Below are 12,965 nucleotides of genomic sequence, written 5' to 3' on the forward strand. Positions count from 1 at the left end.
TGCCTCATCTGATCTGCACTCCCGGGGCCAGGTTGCCGAACTTGCCAGGGATTCTGCCCTCCACGATGTCCTCGTGGGTAACTGGCTTACCAGGGTCCGACGGACTGCCACCGAGCGCCCTCGCACCGGATTCCCCCTTGATGCCCGACTCTCCGTACGCCGTGATGGCCTGGCCCTGCTTGGAGCCGGGCCCATACACCACGGCAATGTCATTGTCCTTCCGAAAGAGGAAGTTTCCTGCTTGGCCTGATGACTGGTACACGGCATCGGGGCTCTTCAGAATTTCCAGGACTCGTTCGTCGGTGAAGGCGTGCCCCGTGTCCCCGTGGTAGTCGGCGTGTTTCTTGAACCCGCCGTTCTCTGCCCTCTCCACGATGCCGTCCAAGATCTTGTCGATCCGCTTCTGTGCCTTCTCCTCCTTCGGGTACTTGGGCATGAGCCCCAGCGGGTCCGACGCGGTGGTCGGGTTGTCCACGTAGCCGACGGGGTTCGGGGCGGGGGCGAGGCCGAGGGGGTCGGGGGAAACGTAGCGGCCGGTCTCCGGGTCGTAGTGGCGGAGGTAGTTGTAGTGGAGGCCGGTCTCGGGGTCGTAGTACTGGCCCGGGAAGCGGAGAGGGGTGTAGGTGCTGCCGTCGCGTGCCCATGCGGTGGTGCCCCACAGCGTGGCACGGGAGCGCCAGGCGATGTCGCCGGATTCGTCGATCAGTTCGGTGGGGGTGCCGATGAGGTCGGTGGCGATGGCGAAGAAGCGGCGGTCGATCTCGTTCTGCCGGTCGTCGGCGGTGAGGATGCGCTCGGTCTGGGCTAGGGGGGTATGGCCGCGGTGGTCCCAGGTGAGGGCGACCGTGTTCAGCTGGTCGGGTCCGTGGCTGGTCTGTTCGCACAGGGTCAGGCCGTCCCAGGTGAACCGGACCTCCTCGACCACGCTCTCACCGTCGTCCGCCATGCGCTGCTTCGCGGTGCGTCGGCCCAGCGGGTCGTAGCGGTACCTCCACCGGGTCCCGTCGGGGGTGGTCACGGAGGTGAGGCGGTTCTCCGTGTCCCATGTGTAGCGCCAGATGTCGGGCTTGCGGGAGAGGCGGGCCTTCCGACGCAGGATCACCCGGCCGAGGGCGTCGTGCTCGAAGCGCACATCGCCGGCCCGGGTGACGGTGGTGCCGGTGTAGTTGCGTGGCCCGGTGGCTTCATGGCCGGGGTGGCCGGACGGCCAGGACGCCGAGGTCTGGTTGCCGGCGTCGTCGTAGGCGTACCGCTCCGTCCATCCTTGGGCGTGGACGGCGGTGACCCGGCCAGCCCGGTCCAGGTCGAAGGTCCGAGTGCCCGTCAGCCGGTCAGCGGCGGAGGTCAGCTGACCGTCGGCGCGGTAGGAGTAGGCGCGGCTGTTGACGGTACGCCCTGACGCGGTGACCTGCTGCTCGGCCAGCCTTCCGGCCGCGTCCCAGGCAGAGGTCACGGTGACCGCGTCGCTGAAGACGCGGGCGAGTTCCCGGCCGGCCGCGTCGTGCGTGAAGTCGATCCGCCGATCGCCGCTGGTCAGGCGGTGGGGCATTCCATCGGCGCCGTAGGTGTAGGTGGTGACGTGGCCGGTGGGGGTGATTCGGCGGGTTCGGCGGCCCAGGACGTCGTAGGCATACGTGGTGGGGCGGCCGTCGACGAGTTCCGTCTTCGTGAGCCCGCGCCGGTCGTACTGGTACCGGAGTTCGCTGTCCGGTCCGGCGGCCTCCAGGAGACGTCCGGCAAGGTCGTGGCCGTAGGTCGTCACACGACCGTCGACGTCCTTGCTGATCACTTGGCCCAGTTGGTCACGCTCGAACGAGATGGTCCCGCCGAGCGCGTCAGTACGGACGGCGAGCCGTCCCGCCGCGTCCACCTCGTAGCTGAGTGTGCGGCCGTCGAAGTCGGTCTCGGAGAGGACGTTTCCGGCTGCGTCGTACTCGTAGGTCCAGGTCAGCCCCTGCGGGTTGTGGACACGGGTGAGGCGCAGCTCGGCGTCGTGCTCGAACTCGAACCGTGCGCCGTCGGGGTGGATACGGGCGAGTGGGAGGTCGAAGTGGGTGTACTCGAAGCGGGTGACATCGCCGGACGCCTCGGTGCGGGTGAGGAGGTTGCCCTCGCCGTCGTACGTCCACGTTTCCGTGGCCCCGTCGGGCCCGGTACGCCGGGCGAGCTGCCCGTCCGCGTCCCACTCGAAGCAGGTGACGGCGCCGGCCGGGTCGGTGACGCGGACCGGTCTGCCGAGGGCGTCGCGCTGGGTGCGGGTGACAGCCCCTGCCGGGTCGGTCACCTCCACGGGCAGTCCCGCCGCGTTGCACACCGCGTGTGTCGTGGCGCCGAGGGCGTCGGTGACCGAGGTGAGCCGCCCGCCGCTGTCGTAGGTGTAGCGGGTGATGGCGCCGGCCGGGTCGGTGACCGCCGTGCGGTTGCCGTGTTCGTCGAACGCGTGGACCGTGCGGGCGCCACCCGGACCGTAGACCTCGGTCGGCAGGCCGAATTGGCCACGCACGGTGCGCAGTTCGCTTCCGTCAGGGCGGACGGCGGAGATCAGCCGGTCGTGCTCATCGTACGAGAAGGCGGTGGTCAGACCCAACGGGTCGGTGCGGGTGCGTGTGTTGCCGCGCGGGTCGTAGGTGAACTGGGTGGTGTGGCCGAGCGGGTCGGTGACGGCCAGGAGACGGCAACCGGGGCCGAACAGGTGGCGGGTCGCGTGCCCGTCGGCGGTGGTGAGTGTGGTCGCGTGGTGACCGGTTTCGGGGTCCGGGTCGGTGTAGGCCAGGCTGATCCGGACGTGGCCGGCCTCGCCGCCCTCCGCCACGACGCGGTCGCGGTCGTCATAGAGGTAGTCGTAGCGGCTGTTGTTCGAGTCGATCCAGGCGATGACGCGCCGACGGTCGTCATAGACGTAGGTGGTGGTGGCGCCGGACGGCTTGGTGACGGTGGTGAGATTGCCGTCCTCGTAGCCGTAGGCCATCAAGGGCAGGTCGGCGCCGTCCTCGCCCGCACCGGCCAGGGCCAGGGCAGTGACCAGGCCGTCGGCGGCCGACAGCGTCACCTGGTGACCCGCCGAATGGACCAGCGCCAGAGGCAGACCGTCCTCGCCGCGGTCGATGTGGATCGTGTGGCCGTTGCGTTCGGTCACTTCTGACAGCCAGGCGGTTCCGTCGCCCCCCGGTTCGCTGCCGGACGGCGCGGTGAAGTGGAACGTCAGGCCGCTGTCCAGGGCGGTGACCATGTAGTCGCCATCGACATCGCGGGCCAGCAGGGTGCGGGACCGACCGGTCGCCGGTGCGGTGGGCGCGCCGGGGGCCGGGTGCGGGTACGGGACCAGGAGCCCTTCGGCAGTGACGTGAAGGACGCCGACGGCGTCGATCTGTAGACGCTCGTCGACGGTGGACGTCCAGGCGGGCCCCACGAAACGGCCGACCGCACAACCCGACTCGGTGCGGCGGGTGAAGACCACCGGCAGGATGCCGGGAAGCTCGACGTCGGTCTGGGGCAGGTACATCCGGCCCGTGGCGAGGTCCACCGGATCGCCGCCCTGCTTGCGGTCGCCGTCCGGGGTGCTGTGGGTTCCGTCCGGGACGTCGTCGACCAGCTTGCGGAGCCTCGCGGCTTCGGCGGCCTCCTTGATGGCGCGCACGCCCTTCACCGCGGCGCCGCCGCCGGTGGCGGCGGTCAGCGCCAGGTCGGGAATCAGCCGGCCGAAGCCCTCGGCCGGGTCCTTCATGAAGTCGCCGATCATCTGCTTGCCGGTCCCGACGGGGTCGTTGGCGGCGATCACCAGCCCCGCGGCCAGGCTGTTGAGGGACGTGGCGTACTCAGCCGGGTGCGTGAGGTTGTACGGGTCAAGGGGATTGACTTGGCGGACGAAGTTGAGGATCCCTGCCGTGCCCTTGATGATGCCGCCGCCGACGTGGTCGCCCATGATCTGCAGCTCTTGGAGCCCGTGGCCCAGCTGCTCGGCGTACGACGGCTTCTCCGGGGCCATGTCGCGGGCGGCGCGGACCGCCGTGCGTGCGGTCTCCGCCGCCGAGTTCCGCTGCTTACGGGCCTCGGCGAGGATGTCCTGCGCCTCCTGCATCAGCTTCCTGCCGGGGTCCTCGAACGTAGCCGCGGGCATGGGAGGGAGCGAGGACGGCTTGCGTTTGTCGGCGGGCTGGGCGTTGTAGCGGTCGACGGCCGCGTTGTAATCGTCGACCTTCGCTCGGTGGGCGTCGGCGGCTTCCTCGGACGCCTTGACACCCTCCTTCCACTTGTCGATCGCCGTCTGCGCCTGTCCCTGCGCCCAGGTGACGGTGTCGGCGAACGCCTCCAGTGCGCCGACCGCCTTCTCGCTGGCATCGGCGGCGGCGTACCACTTGGGCGGCTGGGTGCTCACCGCGGTGCGCAGTGCGTCGGCCGCCTCGCCCTTGAGCTGGGAGGAGTCGAGGCTCTTGAGACCGTCGCCGGTGGTATCGAAGGCCGTCTGGAAGGACCGGAGTCTTCTGGCGGTGGCGTCGAGCTTGCCCGCGCTGCCGTAGATCAGCTTGGTCTTGTCCTCGGTCTGCCCGAGGTCCATCTCGTCGACCTCGGCGCCCATCCGGTTGGCGACGGAGCGGGACTGCTCGCGGACCCAGTCCGCACCGGACTCCCAGCCGGCGTCATCCAGCCGGTCGGCGGTCCAGTGCCCCGCGTCCTCGACACGGTTGCCGGCCCACTCGACGCCGTCCTCGACGACGCTCTCGACCGAGTCGGGCGTGATGTCACTGACGAAGTCGCCGATACCCGCAGTCAGTTCCCCCCGGGCTCAGTCTGCTGCTGCGCCCGCAGGGCGCGTTCCTCCGGCGACGGGCCAAAGGCGTCGTCCAGCGCCCGGTTCCACTGGTCGTCGGAAAGGCCGAGCTCGTCCTTGAGCATCTCGGACCGCTGGCCGCCCTGGCCCTCGGTCAGGACAGTGCGGCCGGTGTCCTTCCACGTCTGCTCCATCTCCTGACCGGCCTGCTCGAACGAATCGGCGCTCCAGTCCGGGTCCAGGTAATCCGGAGTGAACACGTCGCCCCAACCCTGCTGGGTGATCTCCTCCTCGGTGGCGTGCGGGCTCCCGCCCATCACCGAGTTCACGCCGACCTTGAACGTGCCCTCGATGTACTGGTCGTGCTCCCACTGGGTGCCCGCCGCAAGTCCGAGTCGGTCGGCTATCGCACTGGCGTCGCCCACCAGGGCTCGCACACCCCACTCCCAGCGTTCACAGAAGTCCTCGAAGTCGACGGACAGGCCGTGGTGCCCGGCCTCCATCCCGGTCATGGACAGCTCCGAGAAGCCCTTGCCCATCACCGAACCGGTCGACCCACCGAGTTCACCGAGCTGGTCGATCGTCGAGCCCAAGCCCTGCGTGAACTTAACGACGGACGCCTTGCCGAAGCTGAGGTCCCCACCGTCCACGCTCATCGCCCGCTCCCTTCGGAGCCCACGTCCAACGCGACAGCGTCCGGCACAATCCCGGCAGCCGGCGGGAAGAACATCGACCCGTCCTAGGTCGCAATGTCGACGGCCAACCCGGCGGGCCCGTCCAGCGACGGCACCACCTCGTCCACGATCCGGGCACCCAGCAGCGCCGCGTACTCCATGGGCCGGTCACCGGAAGCGTGGCTGAGGGCGAACCGGGCGAGCGCCGCCTCGTCGGTGAACCCGCAGACCCAGCGCACTCCACCCGACCACGCCGACCACAGTCCGCCGCCGACCACCGGCACCAGGAGGATGGAACGGCGCATCTCACCGACCAGAGCCCGCGGGTCGCCGTCCCCCGCCCTCTGCTTGCCTATCCGCTCGGCAAGAGCTGTCCTTGCCTGCTCCATGGCCCCTCCCCCATTCTCATCGCGGATGGTGCACAACCGTAGATCAAGACGCATCTCGTGGAGCAGCAGTTCTTGTGAAGACGCGCACAGCGTGATTGGTCAAGCACCGACGCCAACAGCTCTTGCACTACGTACGGTTACGACGCGGCGCACCGCCTGACGTCGGTCACCGACCCCCTAAGTCGGGCGACGACCTACGCGTACGACGCGGACAGCAATCCGGTCAGGGTGACGACGCCCCGCGGCTCCACCACCCGGACGTACGCCAGCCGCGGCCCGGTGATCAGGATCGGCTACTCGGACACCAGGCCCCTCGTCGCTCTCGGACCCGACGACTCCGGACGCACGCCCCCGAGCCGACGCGGAGATCGCCGAGGACTTCGTCTACAACTCGGTCGGCGACCTCACCAACACCCGCGGCTTCGCCTGTACCTACCAGGGAATCGCTGCACGAGTCGCAGGGCACCCGGAGATCGTGGAGTTGCCGCTGCACGGGGCCTGGTCTGCGCCTACTGCCCGGTTCCGGCCTGACCCGAGCAGGATGCGTGAGGCCCGGGCGCACGCCCGGGCCTCACGTCGTCGAACGTCGGAAACGGGGACCCAGGCCGACAGGCGCAGGGGACCCTCGCCGACAGGCGCTTGGCAATGACCGGTACATCGACGTGGTCCTGCGCACCCAGCCGGAGACGTCCGTGAGGTTGAGACTCCCGATTCGAGCGTCGTACGAGCGTCAAGAATCTCCGAACAAGCTCCTGAGAGCATCGCCGCTGCAAGCGTCTTCCTGATGAATTCGCAGCTCAGACGTCTAAAGGGTCGAGCCGTCAACTCGACCCGCCCCCCGGTGGGAAACATGTCGAGCGCATCCCGCCATGCCTGAGAACCCCGGGAAAACTGCAGGTCAGAGCCCCTTTGCAGCAGGCTCCAGAATCGCGACGCACTCAACATGCGACGTCATCGGAAAGATGTCGGCCTGGGCGAGTCACGGAAAAGCCCAGGTCAGATACCCATTTCTCAGCTCGCCATCCTGCGTGGGGGACCTGGAGCGTCAAACGAGCGTCACAGCCGACAGTCGGTGAGCAAGCCGCCAAAGTGCCCGCCGGGGCCGGTTACAGGTGCAGTCCCACATGGTTCACCTGAACCGCTCTCCTCGGAGTCGAGGGCGAAGTAGATGCGTCCGACCTCGTTGGGCGAGACGGCGTCCCGTACCTTGGTGGGCCTGCGCGAGAGACCTCGCCCCGTCCTGGTGCACTCTGGTCACGCCACCCAGTCACCGACCCACGGCGGCGGGCCCGGGCTCTCTCTGGGCGTCCTGCCCCGGCGCGACCTGCACCCCCATCGCGACGACGCAGGAGATCGGTGACCTCGTAGTGGAACAGGTCGACGAGCCCGATGCGCAGGGGTTGCCAGCGGGAACGCCGCGGGGTGGGGAGGCGGGTCATGAGGTGGCCTTTCGCTGCGGAGGCACGGGGGCGGAACCGGGTTCGCGGATGACGGTCTCGCCGACCGCGTACCGGGCGAGGGCGGGGCGCACCACGACCGCGTAGGGAGTACGGGAGACCAGGCCGAGCGCGGCCAGCCGGGCGACGGCCTGTTCGACGAGCTCGGTCTCCATGCCTGGCTCCCGGGCGGACTTCGACCAGAATCCGCCGTGCTGGGAGGCGAGTTCACGGACTCGGAGGGCAAGCTCGTCGAGATCGACGGGGCCGTCGGCGGCGGCCAGGTGCTCGGCGAGCAGCAGGGTGACATGGCCGTAGGTGCCCTGTTCGGGCATGCGGAGGTCGGTGAGGTCGTCTTCGGGGTCGACCATGGCGATCCCCTCGGCCCGCACCTCGGCGACCAGTCCGGTCAGCTCGGTGATCCGGGCGGTGAGGAAGCCGCGCTGCCGGGTGAGGTAGCCGAGTTCGGCGTCGCTCAGGTCGTCGTAGTAAAGCACCGGATCGTCGAGGAGCCTGCGGGTGAGCGAGCGGCGCATCGCGCGGAAGCGCAGCTCGTCGCTGTCCATGGCCGTTTCGGCGACGAGTTCGGCGAGCCGGTCGTCGAAGGCTTCGGCGTGGACGGTGGAGGGCCCGCGGCGGGACGCCAGGAGCCCGGCGAGGACCCGGCGTTCGACGTCGTACAGGACATCGCCCGCCCCGCTGACGTAGGCCTCTTCCTCGCCCGCGACCCACCTCAGCACGTCGAGGCCGAGCAGCAGCCGTACGACGGCGGCGAGATCGAGGCGCTCGTCTCGGCGTTCCAGGGCGAACTCGATCCCCGTCGCGGCGAGTCGGGGATTCGTCGCTGCCACCCGTTCTCGGGACAGCCTCGCCATCTTCTGGCACGGCCGTCCGAGCCCGTTCCTCGGACCGCTCATGCGGTTGCCCGCTTCATGAACACACCGGACGGCTGAACCACCCTGGAGCAGGAGATCCTGGGGGACTCAGCCGCCCCGTTTGGCGAGCCCAACGCTCCGGAGCACTGATGGCGCAGGTGACGCGTAATCAATAGTGGACGGGACGACGAGAACAGCTCCGCCCAGTGCGATCCCTCGGTCACTCCTGACACGCTTGCGCGATCAGGCCGTCAGCACACCCCTCGTTTGTGTGCCAGCTCGCCGCCGCCACGGGCCGACGGTCAGGGGTTCACTCGCCCAGGCGGCTGATCGGGACCGCTCGACACACGAAACTCCCGGCGCCTTGCCACACCCGCACACGCAGGAGACCGCCTGACCAAGATTTGGGCCATACGCGGACCAGCCGCCTACAGCTTGGCCGCATAGTGGCCGTTTCCGCTGGCCAGGGGCCATGGAAGGCGCGTGTACACCAGCAGACGAAGAACCTTCTGGCACTTTGGCCTGACGAACCATCAGAGCGAGCGTCACGATGCCTCGGAGAGCGCCATTTCAGCGTCAAGATATCGCCCGTAACGCCCACAGTGCACATAACGCACACCGCCCAGACCCGCAGGTCAGACGGCCTTTGCGATCGGCTCGAGGACCGCGACCCACTCCACGTGGTGCGTCATCGACATGCTTAAACAACTCAGGATTACTTCCGGTGAATTCGACTGCGGGGTGCGGCAACTTCATGTGCGCACGGCGAAGTTATTCGAGCCGGAAGTGCAGTGGAGCGCGGGCGAGGGCATCAGGGAAATTCCGGGTCGCCGCAATCCGGGTGCGGCCGATCCGCCAGGGAGGCAAGGCGACCGCCCCGGGGAGGCCCTTAGCCCTTCGGAATCGATAAGGCGTGGAGAAACGCAGGTCCGCAATGCGCAGACGCAAGGGGGTGGACATTCGCGCAAACTTCAGCCCTCCGCGGCGTGCTGTCGAGCAGCGGCAGGACGCATCGGCAAGCGGAGGACAACCTGCCCCGGCGCGGCTCGTTAAGAAGTTTATCTCTGGACTAAGGGCTGTCCCGCAATTCCCGGTGGATCAGCGCGCGGCGTCAGATGCGGTGCATCGCAAGGCGGAGGGGCATCCGCATACTGGATGTATGTGGATGTTCCGACAACGCGGCGAGGTGCCGTAGCTGTCGTCGTGCGCCCGCCGGGAATTGCGGGACAGCCCTTAGCTGCGCCCGAGGGGCAGGTTCTCGCCGAGCGGTCGACATCTCACATGACGAGGAGCCCCGACTCCATGGCCCGGACGACCGCCAGAGTCCGGTTCGGGCAGTTGAGCTTGGCCAGAATGATGCCGACCGTGCGCTTGACCCCGTGTTCGGAGACACTCAGCGATCGGGCGACCTGCCGGTTGCTGAGCCCCTCGGCGATCAGACGCAGCACCTGATGTTCACGTGCCGTCAGGGATATCGTCGACGCGCGCTTCGAGGTGCTTCCGTCCCCGACCTGGTCGGACGCCGTCACGGACCGTCGGGCCAGGGTCGCCGACACATGGAAGCGCCCGGCCTGCACATCGACGATCGCCGCACGCAGGGACTCGGGGCAGAGATCCGCCCAGTCCAGGAAGCCGTTCGCGTGATCGGCCCAGGGCTGCTCGACCACGTCCGCCGAGTCCACCAGGATCAGTACGGGTGTGTTCTGCCTGCGCAGCCTTTCGGAGATCTCGTCAGGTACGGACTCCAGAGCAGTACTGCCCGAGATGACCAGCCAGCCGTTGCAGAAGGACGAGAGATCTTCGGCATTCGTCACGGATCGAACGGTCAACTGGATGTCGAGTGAACCAAGCATTCCCTCGATACTGTATCGGCGGATGTCGTCTTCGATGATCAACGCTATAGCGGTGCGCAGGGAAGCTTGTCCGTCACGTATGCCAGGCGCCACATCATCTATCCGAATGCTGTAGTTCTCGCATTTCCTGTCACTCGATATCGGCTGCCGAATTAACCTGTTCTTCACGCTGCCCATGTCAACGATTCCCCCGTTGCTCATATCGCTTCCCCATTCCTTTATGCTGCAAATCCGGAAGGGTCACTTCCTGATACATGAGCATGGCACGGAGTGACGCTAACTGTCTACCCCGCGCTGATCAGCCCCGTTCGATCGCAAGGCATCTCCGAAGAAAAATTTCAAGTAAAAAATTCGCATAGGATCTCGGGGCTGTTTCCGCGTTCGATGGTCCCGACCTGATCGCGTATGCGCCTATGCCGGGTTCATCTCGACGAGTCGGAGGGCTGTGCGGTGCACCGGGAGAGGGTGGGGGCGGCCTCGACGGCCCGGACGTCGTGCGTCATGGGGGCCTGTCGGGTGTGGCCGGCGGCATGCCCGTGGACAGCCGGGCTGAGGGTTTCCGGCGCGGACTCGGTCTCGGGCTCGGGCCCGGCGTGTACGACCGGGAGCGCGACGGTCGGCTTCACCCTGCCGCGGCGGGGAGCGGGACATCGTCGGCTCGGACCGGACCGTGGGCGGCCGGGTGCGCGCGGGGAGGCGGCGAGCGGCCCGGCGGGGGCGGGGCGGTGATCGTCCCGCGTCGGCGGCGCCCGCGGTGACACCGCGGGCGCCTCGTGTTCAGGCGGGCTGGACGGTGATGGTGCAGAGGCGCTTGGTCGCGCGGGTCAGGGCCACGTACAGGTCCCTCTCCCCGCCGGGGTGGGCCGTGATGATCTCCTCGGGGTCCACGACGACGACCCCGTCGAATTCGAGGCCGCGTGCTTCGGACGCGGGCACGATGCGTGCGTGGTGAGCGATGCCCTGGGCCGTCAGTTCCCTCACCCTGTTGACCGCGCAGATCACACCCAGGAGCTCGCCCGGATGCGTGGTGCTCTGGGCGCGGAGTTCCTGGACGGCGGCGGCCACCAACCCGTCCGGGGGGGTGGTCACGGTGCGAGGGCTCTCACCGCTCCGCAGTGACCGTGTGGGCTTCTGGTCGGGGGCGATTCGCGTGAGCAGGTCCCGGACGCTCTCCAGGATCTCCTGCGTGGTGCGGTAGCTGACGGTCAGGTTGTGGAGCTTGAACCGAGGTCCGACGTGAGGGCTCAGCGCTTCCTTCCAGTCGCATGCGGTCGCGACCGGGCCCGCCTGGGCGAAGTCCCCCACCAGCGTCATCGCCCTCGCCGGGCAGCGGCGGACGATCATCCGCCACTGCATGGCGGTCAGTTCCTGGGCCTCGTCGACGACGACATGCCCGTACGTCCGCTCCGGGGGGCCGTCGACCAGGCTCGCCGCCTCGTCCAGCAAGGGCACATCCGCATCGGTCCACGGGTCGTCCGGGCCGCGCAGCAGAAGGGACCGCTCCTGCGCGGTCAAGCGGGGCAGGTACTCGGCGAGAGCGTCGGCATCCTTCAGGAGCGCCTTCACGAGGTCACCCGGTACCAGCCGTGGCCACAGCGTCTCGACCGCCCGGTCGACGCCCGCGTCGTCGAGGAGATCGTCCCGGATGGCGTCCAGGTCCAGTTCGTGGACCGGACCGGGGTCGGCCGCACCTTCGACGCGGCGCTGGGCGACGCCCGTGAACCGGTCGAGGTTGATGCCCGTCATCCTCTCGGCATCGGCGTCGATCTGTTCGAGGACCTCGCTCATGTCCCGTTGCATCGCGTCGGTGACGGCGTCGACCAGGAGCTCCTTGAACGCCTGGCGCGCGGGGTTGTGCCCCGATACGGCCCGGACGGCGGCCTCACGTGCCATGGCGACCTCCTCGCCGGAGAGGTGGACCCGTTCCTGTCCGACCCGCACGGTGAAATCGCCGGCAGGGGCCTGGTGGACGCGCAGCAGACCGGCCAGCGCGTCGGCGAGGTCGGAGCCGCCCTTGAGACGCGCCCTGTCGAACGGGTCCACCGCGTCCGTGGAGACCCCGGCCAGTTCCTGGCAGGTCGCCAGGACGACATCGTTCTCGCCCAGCGAGGGGAGAACCTGGGAGATGTAGTCGAGGAACCGGGCGTTCGGCCCCACCACGAGGACACCCTCCTCGGCGGCGCGCGGGAACGCGTACAGGACGTAGGCCGCCCGGTGCAGGGCGACCACCGTCTTTCCGGTGCCGGGGCCGCCCTGGACCACGGTCACCCCGCGGTGGGCGGAGCGGACGATCTCGTCCTGCTCGGCCTGGAGCGTCGCGACGGCCGCCTGCATCATGCCCGTACGCCGTGCCGACAGAGCCTCGGTCAGCGGACCGTCCCCCACGACGTCGTCGTCGGTGGGGGCGGTCCCGTCCAGGAGCTCGTCGCTCACCGAGATGACCGTGCGCTCCTCCAGACGCAGGTGCCGGCGCCGCCGCAGGTCCATCGGGTGGACCGGTGTCGCCTCGTAGAAAGGACGTGCCGCGTTCGCACGCCAGTCCACGAGCAGAGGCAGGTCGTCCTCCTCCGTCTGCAGTCCGATGCGCCCGATGCGCAGGGCCGTGCCGTCCGTCCAGTCGATGCGCCCGAAGACCAGCCCCTTCTCGGCGCCCTCCAACCGGCCGATCTCCTTGGCCAGCCGCTCGGCGGCGATCTCTCTCTCGTATGCCTCACCCGCACTTTCCGCCTTGGCCTTCAACACGCTCGCCCGGCTCTCGCGGGCCTCGGAAAGCCGCTCGTTGAGCAACGCGTACAAGGAGGAGGCGTAATCCCGCTCCGCTTCCACCGCACGCACAGCGGGATCATTCATGGTCGACAACCGGGGGCTCCTTCGGGTCGGGCGAGACATACGGGGTGAGATCTTCCGCCGGGAATCGGACCGCTCCGCCGGGAGACGGACCGGCGGACTCGCACCCCGCTCGCCGCAGTG

At 68.6% G+C, this 12,965-nt stretch carries 6 protein-coding genes and 1 pseudogene; 1 reads left to right on the forward strand and 6 read right to left on the reverse strand.

Annotated features, from left to right (window positions below):
- Window positions 1-4: 4 nt before the first annotated feature.
- The 3 genes and pseudogenes from AB0F38_RS19435 to AB0F38_RS19445 form a co-directional block, all read right to left on the reverse strand.
- A complete protein-coding gene (locus AB0F38_RS19435; RefSeq protein ID WP_361894877.1) occupies window positions 5-4,771 on the reverse strand; it encodes a putative T7SS-secreted protein in 4,767 nt (1,588 codons plus the stop codon).
- On the reverse strand, window positions 4,768-5,424 hold the full coding sequence (locus tag AB0F38_RS19440) for a hypothetical protein (RefSeq protein ID WP_361894493.1): 657 nt from the start codon (window positions 5,422-5,424) through the stop codon (window positions 4,768-4,770). Before AB0F38_RS19440 ends, AB0F38_RS19435 begins: the two co-directional genes overlap by 4 nt.
- Window positions 5,421-5,831: pseudogene (locus tag AB0F38_RS19445) on the reverse strand (hypothetical protein). Before AB0F38_RS19445 ends, AB0F38_RS19440 begins: the two are co-directional and overlap by 4 nt.
- 156 nt (window positions 5,832-5,987) lie before the next feature.
- On the opposite strand from AB0F38_RS19445, the gene AB0F38_RS19450 reads away from it, so the two are divergent.
- Window positions 5,988-6,362 (forward strand): RHS repeat domain-containing protein, encoded by a 375-nt coding sequence (locus tag AB0F38_RS19450; protein WP_361894880.1) that lies wholly within the window; start codon window positions 5,988-5,990, stop codon window positions 6,360-6,362.
- Window positions 6,363-7,266: 904 nt separating this feature from the next.
- Here the strand turns inward: AB0F38_RS19450 and AB0F38_RS19455 are convergent.
- From AB0F38_RS19455 to AB0F38_RS19465, 3 genes are all read right to left on the reverse strand, one after another.
- The gene (locus AB0F38_RS19455) at window positions 7,267-8,118 is read right to left on the reverse strand and encodes a TIGR02678 family protein (protein WP_361894496.1); all 852 of its coding nucleotides are present in this window, start codon (window positions 8,116-8,118) and stop codon (window positions 7,267-7,269) included.
- 1,301 nt (window positions 8,119-9,419) lie between these two features.
- On the reverse strand, window positions 9,420-9,956 hold the full coding sequence (locus AB0F38_RS19460) for a LuxR C-terminal-related transcriptional regulator (protein WP_361894499.1): 537 nt from the start codon (window positions 9,954-9,956) through the stop codon (window positions 9,420-9,422).
- A gap of 816 nt (window positions 9,957-10,772) precedes the next feature.
- Window positions 10,773-12,845 (reverse strand): AAA family ATPase, encoded by a 2,073-nt coding sequence (locus AB0F38_RS19465; protein WP_361894883.1) that lies wholly within the window; start codon window positions 12,843-12,845, stop codon window positions 10,773-10,775.
- Window positions 12,846-12,965 lie beyond the last annotated feature (120 nt).

The sequence above is a fragment of the Streptomyces sp. NPDC025273 genome, assembly GCF_040638585.1.
In the GTDB taxonomy this organism is placed as follows: Bacteria; Actinomycetota; Actinomycetes; order Streptomycetales; family Streptomycetaceae; genus Streptomyces; species Streptomyces cinereorectus.

Bases quoted from the DNA above. Each gene is read 5' to 3' on its own strand.
- AB0F38_RS19465 (WP_361894883.1), bottom strand. From the start codon at position 12,845: ATGAATGATCCCGCTGTGCGTGCGGTGGAAGCGGAGCGGGATTACGCC.
- AB0F38_RS19440 (WP_361894493.1), bottom strand. From the start codon at position 5,424: ATGAGCGTGGACGGTGGGGACCTCAGCTTCGGCAAGGCGTCCGTCGTT.